The sequence below is a fragment of the Paenibacillus harenae DSM 16969 genome, assembly GCF_000422465.1.
GTDB classification, from domain to species: domain Bacteria; phylum Bacillota; class Bacilli; order Paenibacillales; family Paenibacillaceae; genus Pristimantibacillus; species Pristimantibacillus harenae.
Genome location: NZ_AULV01000013.1, coordinates 236,355 through 251,905, shown reverse-complemented (window position 1 = coordinate 251,905; position 15,551 = coordinate 236,355). Strand labels below are relative to the sequence as shown.

Annotated in this window: 11 protein-coding genes, 1 tRNA gene and 1 pseudogene; 7 read left to right on the top strand and 6 right to left on the bottom strand. The window is 52.8% G+C overall.

What is annotated here, in order from left to right; genetic code table 11:
• Positions 1–18 precede the first annotated feature (18 nt).
• Together H581_RS0101125 and H581_RS0101120 are read left to right on the top strand one after the other, a co-directional pair.
• On the top strand, positions 19–1,398 hold the full coding sequence (locus H581_RS0101125; RefSeq protein ID WP_051250369.1) for an MFS transporter: 1,380 nt from the start codon (positions 19–21) through the stop codon (positions 1,396–1,398).
• A 410-nt stretch (positions 1,399–1,808) separates the two neighbouring features.
• Positions 1,809–2,324: a hypothetical protein gene (locus H581_RS0101120; protein ID WP_028608395.1), complete on the top strand. Its 516-nt coding sequence runs from the start codon at positions 1,809–1,811 to the stop codon at positions 2,322–2,324.
• A gap of 510 nt (positions 2,325–2,834) precedes the next feature.
• Here the strand turns inward: H581_RS0101120 and gluQRS are convergent.
• Positions 2,835–3,803 carry a tRNA glutamyl-Q(34) synthetase GluQRS gene (gluQRS, locus tag H581_RS0101110; protein WP_028608394.1) on the bottom strand — a complete coding sequence of 323 codons (969 nt, stop codon included), beginning with the start codon at positions 3,801–3,803 and terminating at the stop codon, positions 2,835–2,837.
• 112 nt (positions 3,804–3,915) lie between these two features.
• Positions 3,916–3,992: transfer RNA gene (locus H581_RS0101105), tRNA-Asp, on the bottom strand.
• A gap of 371 nt (positions 3,993–4,363) precedes the next feature.
• Here H581_RS0101105 and H581_RS0101100 point away from each other — a divergent pair.
• The 3 genes from H581_RS0101100 (at position 4,364) to H581_RS32665 (ending at position 7,684) form a co-directional block, all read left to right on the top strand.
• Positions 4,364–6,067, top strand: coding sequence for a glycoside hydrolase family 2 protein (locus H581_RS0101100; RefSeq protein WP_028608393.1), 1,704 nt, complete (start codon positions 4,364–4,366; stop codon positions 6,065–6,067).
• A gap of 185 nt (positions 6,068–6,252) precedes the next feature.
• Complete coding sequence (locus H581_RS0101095) at positions 6,253–7,197, top strand: PP2C family protein-serine/threonine phosphatase (RefSeq protein ID WP_028608392.1); 945 nt, start codon at positions 6,253–6,255, stop codon at positions 7,195–7,197.
• A 55-nt stretch (positions 7,198–7,252) separates the two neighbouring features.
• Positions 7,253–7,684, top strand: coding sequence for a hypothetical protein (locus tag H581_RS32665; protein ID WP_036717288.1), 432 nt, complete (start codon positions 7,253–7,255; stop codon positions 7,682–7,684).
• Positions 7,685–8,290: 606 nt separating this feature from the next.
• On the opposite strand, the gene H581_RS0101080 is transcribed toward H581_RS32665, so the two are convergent.
• Positions 8,291–8,698: a YhfM domain-containing protein gene (locus tag H581_RS0101080; RefSeq protein WP_028608390.1), complete on the bottom strand. Its 408-nt coding sequence runs from the start codon at positions 8,696–8,698 to the stop codon at positions 8,291–8,293.
• Positions 8,699–8,873: 175 nt separating this feature from the next.
• On the opposite strand from H581_RS0101080, the gene H581_RS0101075 reads away from it, so the two are divergent.
• Together H581_RS0101075 and H581_RS0101070 are read left to right on the top strand one after the other, a co-directional pair.
• Positions 8,874–11,162 (top strand): helicase C-terminal domain-containing protein, encoded by a 2,289-nt coding sequence (locus H581_RS0101075; RefSeq protein WP_036717286.1) that lies wholly within the window; start codon positions 8,874–8,876, stop codon positions 11,160–11,162.
• Between the two features lie 112 nt (positions 11,163–11,274).
• The gene (locus H581_RS0101070; protein ID WP_028608388.1) at positions 11,275–11,784 is read left to right on the top strand and encodes a Crp/Fnr family transcriptional regulator; all 510 of its coding nucleotides are present in this window, start codon (positions 11,275–11,277) and stop codon (positions 11,782–11,784) included.
• Here H581_RS0101070 and hmpA read toward each other — a convergent pair.
• The 3 genes and pseudogenes from hmpA to H581_RS0101055 form a co-directional block, all read right to left on the bottom strand.
• On the bottom strand, positions 11,781–13,016 hold the full coding sequence (gene hmpA, locus H581_RS0101065; RefSeq protein ID WP_028608387.1) for an NO-inducible flavohemoprotein: 1,236 nt from the start codon (positions 13,014–13,016) through the stop codon (positions 11,781–11,783). The genes H581_RS0101070 and hmpA overlap by 4 nt on opposite strands.
• A 271-nt stretch (positions 13,017–13,287) precedes the next feature.
• Positions 13,288–13,725 (bottom strand): annotated as a pseudogene (locus H581_RS0101060) (ISNCY family transposase); the annotation flags it as partial.
• A 191-nt stretch (positions 13,726–13,916) separates the two neighbouring features.
• Positions 13,917–15,353 carry an IS4 family transposase gene (locus H581_RS0101055; RefSeq protein WP_028608385.1) on the bottom strand — a complete coding sequence of 479 codons (1,437 nt, stop codon included), beginning with the start codon at positions 15,351–15,353 and terminating at the stop codon, positions 13,917–13,919.
• Positions 15,354–15,551: the final 198 nt, after the last annotated feature.

Genomic DNA, 15,551 nt, shown 5'->3' with positions numbered 1-15,551 from the left:
TAGAAATGGGGAGATACCATGTCAACGTCAATTTCATCGGAGGAGGGATTAGGCAGCGCAGGTCAGTCGTCTATTCGGGAAGGCCTCGTCACCGTTCTGCTCGGATTGTCGCTGGTGCTGGTCATAATGAACACGATGATGTTCAATCTGGCGCTGCCGGATGTGTCCCGGGAGTATGCCTTGTCGGCATCCTCAACCTCTTGGATCGTCACGGGATACTCCATCGTCTTCGCGATATCTTCGATTACGTACAGCCGGTTATCCGATTTTGTCCCGATTCGGCGATTGATCATGATCGGACTGACATCGCTTAGCCTGGCCGCCATTGCAGGTTTCTTCAGCGACAGCTTCCTTGTCTTGCTTCTCGTTCGGCTTCTGCAAGCATCGGGAGCGGGAGCGATTCCGGCATTGTCCCTTGTGCTTATCACGCGGTACGTTCCGCTTGCGAGGCGCGGCAAAGCAATGGCCATAATCATGTCGGCCGCTTCACTCGGACTCGGACTGGGCCCGGTCGCAGGAGGAGCGATCGTCGAATTCCTGGGCTGGCATTACCTCTTTATTGTGACCGCCGTAACGATTCTGCTGGTACCTGTCTTCGGCATGCTGCTCCCGAATGAGAAGCCGTCCAAAGGCTCGTTCGATGCGCTGGGAGCTTTGTTGGCCGGCGTCGGCACGACGGGGCTGCTTCTGTTCCTGACGAATCAGTCTTGGGTTGCCTTAGCTGCAGGATTAATCGCGCTTGCGTTGTTCGTTATTCGAATCCGCACCGTCAAGGATCCGTTCGTACAGCCGGACTTGTTCCGCAACCGCCGCTATTTGCTGCTCAGCGCTGTCGGGATCGTCGCCTACATGTGCAGCTTTGCGACGCTGTTCCTTATGCCGCAAATATTGGTTCACCTGTACGGGTTAAGCGCGGTTTCCTCCGGACTCGTGATTTTTCCCGGCTCGTTGCTGGCCCTATTCCTCTCCCGGAGGGTCGGCAAAATCATTGACCGGAGCGGAAATTCGGCCATTATCCGTTATATTCCTTATCTTCTGCTGACGTCCGTCCTGTTATTCGCCTGGCTGTCGGGCACGTCCTATATCGCAATTATGCTTATTTATATGCTGCTCAGCGTCGGGTTTACGTTCATGACCAGCAGCATATCGAATGAGATGTCGAGGATATTGGATAAATCGCAAATCGGCTCGGGCATGGGGCTGTTCCAATTGCTCCAGTTTTTCAGCGGGGCTTTCGGAGTCGCGATGACGGCAAGCGCGTTAACCTGGCAGAAGGATCTTCCTCTGACCTCGGCTTACAGCAACATTTATTGGGCACTGGCGGTCGTCGTTTTGCTCTCGATAGGCTGCGCTTATCTGTATTTGAAACGGTCGGCTGCTGCGGCTGTTCAGGGGTAAGAGGGAAAGGGCGCCTGGGATAGGCGTCCTTTTTGATTCTATAGCTTCGAAAGAGATTAATATCACACGCTCTTAGCTCGCCTCGGTTAGACTTTTTTACTCCGGATCGCCAACTTCACCTCTCAAGAACGGCCGCTCTTCAGGAGCAACGCTCTCTATTGTGAATTTACCGCCAAAAAAAGCCAGCCCGAATAACGCTGCATGTTATCCCGGGCATAGTTGCTCAACAAGATTCATCCTCCATCTCGTCTTCCGATTTATTCCTATTGACACCATCAGGTCTTAAAGGTTTATAGACAGCAGGATATCCAAAAGCTATTTATCCTTTTTTTATAATTCATTTAGAGGATATTTACACCTTGCCCCTATGATAATAGAGGAATGAATAAGGGAGACTGGAGGCGATTTAGGTGAAAAGGCTTGGGTTGACGCCAAAAAGATGGCTGCTAACGCTCCACATTTTGTTCGCGTCGATTATGTTCGGGGTGACGATCGCCTTTCTGATCCTGAGCATCGCGGCGGCGAACACGGACAGCGAGGATATACTAAAAGCCTGCTACAATGCCATGCATGTACTGGCTGATTCATCCGTCCGGGCATCGACGATTGGCACTGTCGTAACGGGAATTTTGCTTTCCGTGATGACGGGCTGGGGATTGTTCAAGTTCTATTGGATAATCGTCAAAGAGCTGTTGACGGTCGTTTCGATTGGTATCGGCATCGTTGGTATGTATGAATGGACATTGAAGGCTGTAACGATCGTAACGGCGGAAGGACTGGATGTCTGGCTGAATCCATCGTTTACGGTGAACAATGGGCAGCTTCTGGCTGGCATTATTCTGCAAATCATATCTCTGGCGGCGATGTTTGCCATTTCGGTGTTTAAACCGTGGGGACAGCGTAAGGCGCGGACGATGCTTGGTTGATTTCAACAGCTTGGCGGCGGATAGCGGAGGCTTTTGCATGGAAGCGGGCTTGATTGCCATGCTTATAGGCTTCATGCAGATTATAATCGGCGGCTGTCCATGGATTCCGTTATGCGGGATGATGAGTCTTACGCTTTTCTATTTTGGGTATGTGCGTGCGTTAAGGAAGTCTAGGTGGAACAAACGGTATTAGCAGGAAAATCTCCCTTTAAATAATCCCCGTTATGTTCTTTCGAACTATTACGGGAAAAGATGACGTTAATAATGTGGATTTCCGTCCTTAGCTAGTTAATTCTCTCTATTAGAGGTAGAAATTCCCTTTAACTCTGCTAAATGAAGAGTTACGTCGAGATTAGCAGGCGTTTTTCCCGTTAACTTGCTTCCGGGGATTCTGAAGTTCTGAGCTTAACTCATAATACTTAAGGGGCTCTTGGCTTAAACCATAATCGAATGAAAAAGAGAGCCGGCTGCCGCCCACCCTGGATAGGCAGCCGGCTTCGCTTATAAGGCTTAGCCTGCCGTAAGCGCCTGCCGGAGCTGGTCGCTAATGACGAGCCTGTCGCTCGCAGGGCGGACCGGTCCGAAAGCCTGGACGAGCTCCCGGGCGGTAACCGGCTCCGGCCGGTCGATCCAGCCGGCCAGATGGGCCAGTCTGCCGAGCAGTTGCTCGGGCGGCACTGCTGCGCCGCGCAGAGCGGCAAGCGTAAGCGAGTGATCGCGTTTGGACAGGCGCCGGCTGCTTGCATCGACGAGCAGCGGAACGTGGGCGAAGTCCGGAGGCGTACGGTCAATCGCTTCATACAGCGCAAGCTGCCTGGGCGTTGAATCAAGCAGGTCGGCGCCGCGCAGCACGTCTGTGATGCCCATAGCGGCATCGTCGACCGTAACGGCGAGCTGGTAGCTGAACATGCCGTCGGCACGCTTGACGACAAAGTCGCCGGGAGACGCTTCGCCCGCGCAGCTCTGCTGCCCGGTCAGCGTATCCCGGAACAATGGCGCGTCCGCCGGCATGATGAACCGCAGGGCGGGCGTCTTCTTCGCCGCCCGAGCTTGGCGCTCCTCGGCCGAGAGGGAGCGGCAGAAGCCGGGATAGGCGGCACCTTCTGAGGCCAGCCCGTGCGGCGCGCTGCCGATGGATGCCAGCTCGCTCCGGCTGCAATAGCACGGATACAGCCGTCCGGCCTGCTGCAGCCGGTCAAGCGCCTCCTCGTACAGCCGCTCGCGCCGGCTCTGTTCGTATGGCGCGAACCTGCCGCCGATCCGCGGCCCTTCATCCCAGTCGAGACCCAGCCAGAGCAGGTCGTCCTGCAGCTGCTCCGCATAGGCGGCGCGGGAGCGGGCCTTGTCAATGTCTTCTATGCGCAGCACGAATTCGCCGCCGGCCTGGCGCATTTGCAGCCAGGCCGCGAGGGCGGTGAATGCATTGCCGATATGAAGCAGTCCGGATGGGGTTGGTGCAAAACGTCCGCGGCGGGTCATATTCTCACGCTCCTTGAAGAATACAAAAAAGAGCAGAATTGTCGCTCTGCCCGGTGTTCTCTAGGTTATGTAAGTTGAGGCAGCTACTTGCCCCATGCATCGAAAATGGATATGGCGGAGCCGACGGGATTCGAACCCGCGGTCTCCTGCGTGACAGGCAGGCATGTTAGGCCTCTACACCACGGCTCCACACATTCATCATTTGTGTCTTGGACACAAGTAGTATAATAACATGAACGGATGCGATCAGACAAGCTTGAAATTTCCATTTGTTTTTGGTTGAAAGGAGGCGGGCGTATGCATCAGTTGGCCAAGGAGATTAGCTTGTACCAAGAAATGACGGTATATGAGGCCGCGCAAATATATGGACAAATAGGGAAATACCGCTTTTTGCAATTTGGGGACCATGCCGTGCAGGGGGCCATCGACCTAAGGGAACCGAAGCGAATCGTGCTGGAAAGCCGGGGCGCGGACATCTCATCATGGACAGCGATCCCCGGTTTCTCGTATGATACGGGTAGCGGACGCTGTTCGATGACGAAAGAGGAGGAGATTGACGGATGCTGCGATTATTCAATACCCATAACGTACGTAAGGTGGAGTCTTTGGAGGGAGAGTGGGAATTCCAGCCGCTGGGCGGAAATATTCCGGAGCCCGCCGATGGCCATCCACGTTATAAAATGCCGGTTCCGGGCTGTTGGGAGATGCATCCCCGGTTCGGCACCTATCAAGGGAAGGCCGCTTACCGCAGGACGGTTGAGGTCGCGAAGGATACTGCGCTTCGTTTAAGCTTTCAAGGCGTGAGTCATACCGCAGACGTTTATTTTAACGGAAACCACGTCGCGCACCATTATAATGCTTATACGCCGTTTAGCGCCGTTATCGCCCATGTTCCCGCCGGCAGGCATGAGCTGGCCGTTGAGGTTGATAACAGCTTCAGCGAAGCCTCCGCGCTTCACGTGCCGAACGACTATTATACATACGGAGGCATTATTCGTCCGGTATCGGTCGAGTATGTATCCGAGCTGTTTATGGAGAGAATCGCTTTTACGCCGAGGATGGCTAAAGGGGTTTGGGAAGCGGATATTACCGTATATGTCCGTAACATCGGTACTGAGACGAGTTCCATTCAGCTGCGGGGGCAGCTGGCGGACGAACAATTGGCGGCAGACGTTGTTCAAATTGGCGGCGGACAGGTGAAAGCTATTGCTTTGACCCATTCGTTCCCGGATGTTCACGCATGGTCGCAGACGAATCCGCAGCTGTACCTGTTGGAAATGACGCTATATGCCGAAGGAAGCGCGGAGCCGGTCGACGATTTAATCGAGCGAGTCGGCTTCCGGACCGTGACGACGCTGAATAACCGGATTCAAGTGAACGGGGAGGATGTCGTTCTGAAGGGCTTTAACCGCCATGAGGATCATCCGATCGTCGGCGCATCGTTCCCGTATCAGCTGATGGTCCACGATATCGATTTGATGGTCGAAGCGGGGGCAAATGCGGTACGGACGAGCCATTACCCCAACGATGAGCGCTTTCTGGATCTATGCGATGAGCGCGGCCTGCTCGTGTGGGAGGAGAATCACGCGCGCGGCTTAAGTCTGGAGCAGATGAAAAATCCGAATTTCGAGCGGCAATGCGAGGATTGCAACCGCGAGATGGTGGAGAGCCACTATAATCATCCGAGCATTATCATTTGGGCGATTCTCAATGAGTGCGCCAGCGACACGCACGAGGGCCGGGCGATGTACAAAAAGCAGCTGGAGCAAATCCGCGGCCTGGACGGCTCGCGCCCGCTCACATTCGCCAGCCATCACCGTGAGAGGGAGCTTTGCTTCGATCTGGCCGATATCGTCTCGTTCAATCTGTATCCGCTCTGGTACGGGGACGAGGATCCGGGCGAGCTGAGCGATCAGGCGCGCGGATGGGCCGACGAGCTAGGCGGCTTAGGCAAGCCGATGATCATGAGCGAATTCGGCGGCGACGGCCATTACGGACTGCGCGATCCGTTGAATCGGGTCAAAGGCTCGGAGGAGAGGCAGGCCGATATTATCGGGCGCAATCTCGATGCGTACACGAAACGTCCGTTCATTTCCGGCATGTTCATCTGGCAGTTCTGCGATTGCCGCGTTACGGAAGGAACCGGCTGGCTCCTTGCCCGGGCGGGCACGCAGAACAGCAAAGGCATCGTAGACCGGTACCGCAGGCCAAAGCTTGCCTACGACACGGTCAAGCCGTATTTCCGGCAGCCGGAAGGGAAATAAACAAGCCAAAGCCCTTAAAGCAGTGTTAGCTGCTTTAAGGGCTTTTTTTTCAATACGGTCCGCTCAAGCAGGCAATCGGCTGTAGTTGCCAAGGAAGTTTAATGTCTGACATAATTCCCCAGTCCCCTAAATAAAAATGTCCATATAATATCCGGAAAGATTCGTATCGGAGGCAGGGGGACTATATGGCTAACAAATGGATGGGCGATGAGCTGACGGTTATTTTCTTGATTCTTGCCGCTGTTATTTTGCTGGCGGTCTTGATCGTTGCCCGTAGGCTTGCAAGTCGCAAGTCAGGCGCAACCGGCGCGCAAGCGGGTCATGGAGAAGGGGCGGAAGCGACTGCCTTGTCCGGCGCGGGCAAGAGCGGGCTCCGGGTAATACCTGGTAATGCCCAGCATATCGGAGCCCGGGAGGAGCAGCAGGATGCCTGGTGTTTCTCGCCGATAGACAACCCGGAAGCGATTGAACGCCATGGCGTATTGGCGGTATTGGCCGACGGTATGGGCGGGTTCGCCATGGGAGGCGAAGCCGGCCGGCTTGCCGTTCAGACTATGCTGAGCGCGTATACGGGCAAAACATCCGATGAGCCTGTTCCGCAAGCGCTCGAGCGTTCGCTGCGGGAGGCGGGCAGGGCGGTATACGAGCTGGCGAAGCAGCACGGTCTGGAATGGAGCGTCGGCACTACGCTCATTGCCGCGGCTGTTAAGGAGGGGCGGCTTTATTGGACCTCCGTCGGGGACAGCCGCATTTATTTGTACAGGAACGGCGGGCTTACCCAGCTGACCCAAGACCACGTCTATGCCAATCGGCTGCAGGAGCGGGTTCGGGCGGGCGTGATGACGCAGGAAGAGGCGGACACGCATCCGGAGCGCCAATTGTTGACCAGCTATTTAGGCATCCCGAAGCTGGTTGAGATCGACGCCAATCGGGAGCCGCTTCTGCTGCAGGCGGGGGATTGGATTCTACTGTGCAGCGACGGGCTGTATGATGTGCTGTCAGAGCCTCTTCTTGCGGAAGCCGTGCGATTGCCGCCCCAGCGTGCCGCCGAATATATTTTGCGGCAGGTGCTTGTCTGGCGGAGGCCGTATCAGGATAACGCGACGATTGCGATTTTGGCCTATGGTTAGAACAATAACGGATTTGGGTATTATAGGGGGGATACGATTAGAGGAGGTAATGAAAGTGGCCAAGGATAACGATCGTCATGAGCATGAGCCTCACAGCTTAGTAACGGAGAGGGACATCGATCCTGAATTTGGATTGTTCACGCAGGACGTACTGGGCGGCGGTGTGCGGAATGCGGTAGACCAGCTGAAGGAGAAATATCCGGAGCATGACGTCGCGCGCGTGCATGAATCGCATGTGCCGGAAGCGTTGGAGGCGGGAGTCGGAGACTCCGAGGCGGATACGCCGGAAGAAATATCGGAGGAGCTGGCCGCCGTGCCCGACGCGGATGCGGTCGCGAGCAACAGCCCGGTCGATCCCGCTTCGCCGGGGGATGAGTTCCACGGAACGGACCTGCTGAACGGCGTAGGCAATCATCCGGAGGAAGAGACCGAGGATTTCTTGGATATGGTAGAAATCGTGGACGAGGAAGATATTGAGTTGGTGTGATGGCCGGAGGTATGTGAGATATCGAGCAGTTGCTGTGAAAACGGAGGACACGACAGATCTGCTGTGAAATCCGGTATCAAAATAGGGGCGCTCCGGCGTCCTTCTTAGTGCTGTTCGCGGATGGGTTTATGTTGTCCACTGCCGAATAGATCAGATGGTATGTGATGGAGATGTATGTGTGATGAAGAAGGTTATGTGATGAAGATGCAGTTGCAGGTGAAGATTTATAACAAGATGTAGAAGTAAATGTAGAAACTTATGTAGAAGTAGAAGTAGAAGTAGAAGTAGAAGTAGATGTAGATGTAATTTCCAGGTTTTGTACGAAGCTATCCTGTATTTCGTACAGTCATTTACCCGGAGTCTGCCCAGATTGCGCGCTATCCTGTATTTTATGCATCAAAAAAGCACTTTTGGCGAGCTAATGGACGGTTTGGAGCATTTACGCTGGATGGAATACAGTATAGGAGGGATGATACGCCGAGAAATGATTTTATCATGGATGAAATACAGGATAGAAACGGTGATGAAGCGCCAAGAAATGTTTTATCTTGGATGAGATGCATTATAGCGCTTCCGGTGCTGTGGGCTGACCATACGGCCAGCCGCCTACTTCCCATATATAATTTCACTTAACGCTTCCGAAATATCCTCAGGTATAATATATCCTTGCCCGCTGTTCGCCGTATCGACAAGCAGTCCGGATTGGCCCGCCTCACGCGTAATGTTTAATGCGTATTTCTGTTTGGTTCCGTCCGTATACGATAGATGCATAAAAAACATGACGCCGTAATCAAGCTCGCCGCCCATTTTCACCGCACGATTGATTGCCTTCTTAAAAATGTCTATTTCATCCGCATCCGTCACAACTTTCTCTTGAAGTGGCGGTTTCTCGAGCTGTTGGCATAGCTCCGTGCATTCCAATCTAATCTCCTGAATGTCTTTCTCTTCCCCTGTACTACAGCCGACAAGACCGCTAATCGCCATTAGAATGACAATATAGAACCATTTCCTCATGTTGTTCACTCCTGTATGAATTCGATTTCCTGCAACCAATTTCAACGCGATGCTTATGAATGTATCCCTACTATTGACCAGTCGCCGAAAGCCCGTCAAGCCTAATCTAATAATGAAATCCGCAATGTGGTACAATTGAGGAACAAATGTTCTTCATGGGAGCGGGAAATTCGTTATGTTAACCAAGGCGACGGTCGAGATATCGGTAAGGCACTTAGTGGAATATGTGTTTTTGAGCGGAAGCATCGATGTCCGGTTAAATGCGATCGATACGATGCATGAAGGAACGAAGGCGCATCAGCGGGTGCAGCGGTCTTACGGCGAGCAGGATCGCAAGGAGGTTTACGTGAAAGCGGACATCCGGGTGGATGATCTGCTGTTTGCGGTGGACGGAAGATGCGACGGGCTGCTAGGTACGGAGCCGATGCTTACGGTCGATGAGATCAAATCGACCGGCGGCGACCTGGACCGGATCGAGGGGGACGGCTATGCGGTCCACTGGGCGCAGGCGTTGTTCTACGCCTATATGGTTGCCAAGGAGCAAGAGCAGCCGTCGATGCGCGTGCAGCTTACGTACGTGCAGACGGATACGGAGGAGGAGCGGCGCTTCGTGCGGGAGTACAGCTATACGGAGCTGGAGGAGTACGTTCATGAGGTAGCGGCGCGATACGCTCCTTATGCGCAGCAGCGGCGCAGGCATGAGCAGGCGAGGGATGAGAGCATCCGGGAGCTGGCTTTTCCGTTCGAGTCGTACCGCGCGGGACAGCGCAAGCTGGCCGGAGCGGTCTACAAGTCGATCGAGGAGGGCGTGCGCCTGTTCGCGAAAGCGCCGACCGGCATCGGCAAGACGATCTCGACGACCTACCCGGCGGTCAAAGCGATAGGAGCGGGCATGCTGCAGCGGTTTTATTATTTGACGGCGCGCACGACGACGAGAGCGGCAGCCGAGGACGCGCTGCTGTTCATGAGGTCGAAGGGGCTGCAGCTTCAAGCGGTTACCATTACGGCCAAGGAGAAAATCTGCTTCCAGGACGTGGTGCGCTGCGAGAAAGAGCATTGTCCGTATGCGGACGGCTATTACGACCGGATTAACGGCGCGGTGCTGGACCTGCTCGAGCATGAATCGATCATGACGAGGGCGGTCATTGAAGCGTACGCCCGCAAGCATCGCGTATGTCCGTTCGAGTTTTCGTTGGACGCCGCTTACGCGGCGGATGCCGTCATTTGCGATTATAATTATATATTTGATCCGCGTATTTCGTTCAAACGCCAGTATGCCGAGCAGAAGAAGCGGACGGCGCTGCTCGTCGATGAGGCGCATAATCTGGTCGACCGGGCGCGGGACATGTTCTCGGCGGAGCTGTCGAAAGCGCCGTTCCTTGCGCTGCAGCGGGAGCTGAAGGGCGTTCATGAAACCGGCTTCCGGGCGGCGAAGGCGGTTAATGATTATTTTATCGCGCTGCGGAAGCGGAGCGACGGAGCGCCTCATTTGGTGGAACGGCAGCTGCCGGATGAGCTGGTCGCGCTCGCGGAGGCCTTCGCGGCGGCTGCCGAGCAGGCACTTGGGATCGGTATAGGCGGCTTGCTGCTCGATACGTATTTTGCCGCGCAAAATTTCATCCGCACGGCGAAGCTGTACGACGAGCGTTACGTCGTGTATACGGAGCTGTCGAAGAGCGACGTCCGGCTGAAGCTGTTCTGCCTCGACCCTTCGCATCTGCTCCGGCACATGGGCAAGGGCTACCGGTCACATGTCTATTTCTCCGCAACGCTGTCGCCGGTCTCGTATTACATGGACATGCTCGGCGCGGGCGAGGAAGATTATACGTTGGCTGTCCCGTCGCCGTTCTCGAAGGAGCAGCTTGACGTGATCGTTAAGCCGTTGTCGACGAGGTACAACGACCGCGATGAATCGAAGCTGCCGATCGCGCAGCTTATTAAGCGGCTGGTGGGCGAGAGACCGGGCAATTATTTTGTGTTTTTCCCGTCTTATGCCTATATGAATGCCGTCTATGAGACGTATATGGAGTTGATGGAATGGTCGGATTCCGGTGAGGGAGCGGATGTGCTGCTGCAGAGGCCGGATATGCCGGAGGAGGAGCGGGACGGGTTTCTTGCTGCCTTTCAGGCGGGGAACGAGCGGTCCTTAGTCGCTTTTGCCGTCATGGGAGGCGTGTTCTCTGAGGGGGTGGATCTTGCCGGAGACCGGCTGGTCGGCGTCATTGTGGTGGGAGTCGGTCTGCCTCAGCTGGGGGTGGAGCGGAATATGCTGAAGGATTATTTTAACGAGCAGGGGAAGAGCGGCTATGATTACGCCTACGTATTCCCCGGCATGAATAAAGTGCTGCAGGCCGGCGGCCGATTGATCCGCTCGGAGACGGATCGTGGCACGCTTGTGCTCATCGATGACCGTTACTTGCAGCCGCAGTACCAGAGACTGCTGCCGGAGGAGTGGAAGGAGTAAGCTACAGGGCGGAATCGGTTCCCGCTTTGGCGGATCTTTTTGAACACGGGATTTGCTGTAAAAAAGAGCCCGCCGGCAGGCCGGACGGGCTGTAGAAGAAGGAGGCTTCATCGTGCTGCTGCATAAAGGCGAAACGCTGTTTCATCAAGGCGAGACCGGGGATCTCTTTCATGTGAAGAGCGGCCTGCTCAAGATTGTCCGCGTGCATGAGGACGGCAATCCTTATCTCGTTAATATTATCGTAGAGGGCGAAAGGATTCCGCATCATTCCTTGATCAGCCCGATGCCTTATCATGGAACGGCCATTGCGCTTGTAACGTGCGAGATTGAGCGGATACCGCCGCAGCAGTGGTATGACGATCTGATGTCGAGCCCGGAGAAAAGCCGAGAAATCGCGCTGCTGCTGCAGAGTAAGCTGCGTATGATGCAGCATCGGATCGACCAATTAACGCAGGTTGCCCCGGCCGATAAGCTGCTTAAGCTGCAGCAGTGGTTCCAGACGTATATCGGACCCGCGGCGCTGACGGACATCCTGACGCAGGACGAGATCGGGCAGTTGATCGGCCTACGCCGCGAGACGGTGAACCGGCTGCTGCGCGCGAAGGCGAAGGATTCGAATTAACGGACGGCGGTTGCTGGCTCCAGACTGGCGGAGGGACCGAAAAATTCAAAATGAATGTCCGGACTTGGTATGCCCCATTCCTGCAAAGCTTGGTTAACCGTCTGCATGAACGGAATCGGACCGCAGAAATAATAACGTGCGTTCGGCTCCGCGATAACGGATTTCAGCCACGGCAGATCGATGTAGCCTTCTTTGTTGTAAGCATGCTGCTCACGGTCCTTAGCGGTCGGCTGCTGATAGCAGTAGTAGACGGATAGCTGCGGATGCTTCCGAGCCAGCGTGTCCACATGCTCTTTCATCGCATGGACTTTGCCGTTCTGCGCGGCATGAATGAACGTTACCGGGCGCTGCGGGTACTTCTCGACCAGCGTATTAAGCATGCTGATCATAGGCGTTAAGCCGACGCCGCCGCTAAGGAGCACGACAGGGCGTTCGTCCTTTCGATCCAGAACAAAATCGCCTGCAGGTGCCGACAAATAAACGGTGTTGCCTTCTGCGATATGTTCATGCAAGTAATTCGACGCTTTGCCGGCAGGACGTCCTTGCGCTGCGTCCTCGCGTTTCACGGAGATCCGGTAGTAAGGCTTGCCGGGTGAATCGGAGAGGCTGTACTGCCGGATATGCGTATAATTATCGTCAGGAATTTCAATCTTTATGCTTACATATTGGCCGGGCTCGAAGGCTGCGATCGCACCTCCGTCCTCCGGAACGAAATAGAAGGAAGTGATCACGTCGCTTTCTTTCACCTTCCGCTCCACGCGGAATGCGCGGAAATCCTCCCAACCGCCGGACTGCTTGTGCGTCTGATCGTACATTTCGGCTTCAACCCCGATAAAAGCGTCCGCGATCACGCCATAGGCTTCAGCCCACGCATTCAAAATCTCGTCGGTTGCGGCATCCCCCAGCACGTCTTTAATCGCCGCGAGAAAATATTTGCCGACGATCGGATAATGCTCCGGCTTTACGCCAAGGCTGCGGTGCTTATGCGCAATTTGCTTAACGGCGGGAATAATGGTAGCCAGGTTATCGATATGCAGAGCAGCGGCGTACACGGTGTTAGCCAAAGCGGTCTGTTGGCGGCCCTGCTTCTGGTTAGCGTGGTTGAATAGGTTGAGCAGCTCCGGATGAGCGGTGAACAAGAGCTCGTAGAAGCGTTTCGTAATGGTAACGCCGTGCACCTCTAGTACAGGCACAGTGGATTTAATAATTTGAACGGATTGTTCGCTTAACATGCAGATCCCCTCCAGAAAAGTTTGATGAAGCAAAGCTTCACATCAAAAGCATCGTTGTGCGATAAACTTGCGTAGTCTGCTTAATAATTTCAGTATATACACGTGTTGGAGGCGGACTTGTGATTTCAATCACAGCAAACCGCAACGATTTGTGACGGGATGCTTGGGACGAGCAGGACCAAATTGTTACCTGATGGGTATGTCAATCGTCTGTGAAAATGTCACTCTAACTGTGCAGTGAAAATGTCACTTGTTAGAATGGAGGCCGCCTTTACCAGGGGGCCTCTGAATAACTGTTGTGTTGCGAATACATAGCGTCTTGGAAGGCGCTGCGTTTTGTGTTACCCTTAGAAAGGTTGGTATCATACGTGGTTTTCCACGGATGATTGTCGGCGGGTTTGCGTTGGAGCGCAGAACTCGCCTTTTTCTTTTGCTGTTGCTTCCGTTCCGGCCGCTCTGTTTTCTTGAGTAGCAGAGCCTGATCACGATGCCAAAGGAACACTTCTCCCGAAAGCGTCTGACGCACTTCAACGACCGTTTTGGCGTCGAAACGCAGGATCGAGGAATCAGCGAGAGTATAGGAAGTACCGCCATAAGAGAGGGTATTGCCATGCCCCAACGTTCGATACTCGCGGATGGTAAATACATGGTCGAGCTGTACGTTATTACTGAGCTTCACATAGGCCGCATCATTCGAACGAGGAGCAACTTTGTCTGAATCTCTTTAGCGTTGTAAATATGCGTTTTGCTGGTGGAACCCCATGCCCATCAAGCTAAGAACAAAGAAAAAGGAACAGATGCTAAAGTTCGTCACTTGATCCAAATCAATTAGCTTAGAACTGGATTTTGTACAGACTTAAACAAGCCTTCGCCGCTTCATTTTTTTGATATTTCAAATTTCTAGGCAGCAGATCGGTATTTCTGTCTACACTCATAGACTACACCTAGAATGTCAAATACGGTTTTCTTCTCATACCGATGTGACTTACGTCCATTCTTTTCAATCATCCGAAAGAATTGGAGAAGCACTCGCTGGACATCATCCGCTTGTTTTTTAATGGCATCATGTAGAGAAAGAAAATATTCTTTTAAGATACAGATTACTTTGAATTCACTGGCTTCTTTCTTTTTCTTCAACAGCAAAAGCCTACGCATCTGAAACATGAGAGTAGAACTAAGCAAAATGGCGATCAACTGCCCGTATACATGACATTCAAATCGTTCAGTTTTGATCGGCTTACACCGGTCGATATGGAAGATGAATTTCCATGTTTTAAATAAGATCTCGATTTGCCAGCGTAGGGAATACAGGTCATGGACATGCTCTTTTTTTAAATAGATGTCAGGGGCATTGGTCATGTAGATATTGATGGCACTTAAACGCTTTGTTCGTTCTTTATAGGTTATGTTTTTCTTTTTCTCCTGTTTAGCACGCATCAGGAGCCGCTTTTGAGTCTGTTCTTCCGTAAGTTTGCAAATGAGAAGCCGCGTGCGAAATTTTTTATAGAGACCCAGATACACTTCGGGAAGTTCAACCATTTCTCCGGATTGAAGACGATTCATTATAGCTTCCAAATCGATTTCTTTGTACAACGATTGCTTTTTTACCTTGCCATCTTTGAATTGTTCAACTTCCTTATTTTGTTCATATACACGGACATTCAATTTTAACCGCGAAACATAAAAAGCTCCACGCTGCTCCACTTCTTCGAAGTCTTCTAAACTAAAGTAGCCCAAATCTCGAATACAAAGATCGTTCATTTCCACCGTTTTCGCTCGTTTTGAACCATATAAACCGTCGTTGTTTTTTCCGGGGCCAACATCCACTTGTAAAAATTCTCCAGTTTTTAACTCGTATTCGAGTTGAATTTTCATACCAGCCGTATGAGAACTTCCTCCGGATCCCTGATAACGTTCGGCATAGGGATCTGGAAGTTGAAAAACAGTCGAATCCAGAATACGAATTCGGTGAAAATAGGAGTTACATTCACAAGGTAGCGAGAAAGAAGTCGAGATTTTTTTTTGGAGAAGTGTTGAAAAAAGGGATTGAAGGAAGGCAACTGCAGAAGGATTGAACCGCTGGTTCAATCCTTCTGCGCTCATCGAAAGATGATTGGAGGCATCAAGTTGGCTACATAATCGTGCGAGGGGAGTCATCGATACATGCTCATTTAAAAAGACACATAAGGAAACCAAATCCTGCGCGGTATATTTGCTTTTTCGTTGGACGAATCCAGCTTTTCTAGCGAGTTCCTCAAGTTGGGTAGGAGAAAAATGATGTTGAAGCTGTTGGGCTAATAAATGCATTTCTTCGCTGATAGAAAGTGGAGAATTCATGGAAAACCATCCTTTCTATGGAATTATGCTTGATATAGAAAGGATAGCTTATTTTCCTATTTTGGAGTATAGATTCTTCTTAGCTTGATGGGCATGTGGCGGTACCCCTGTATGAGGCCTTCTTGGGCCTTACGGATCAAGGCAGCCAGTACGCATCTCATGATTATCAAACAAGACGTTTGAATAAAAGAAGATGCA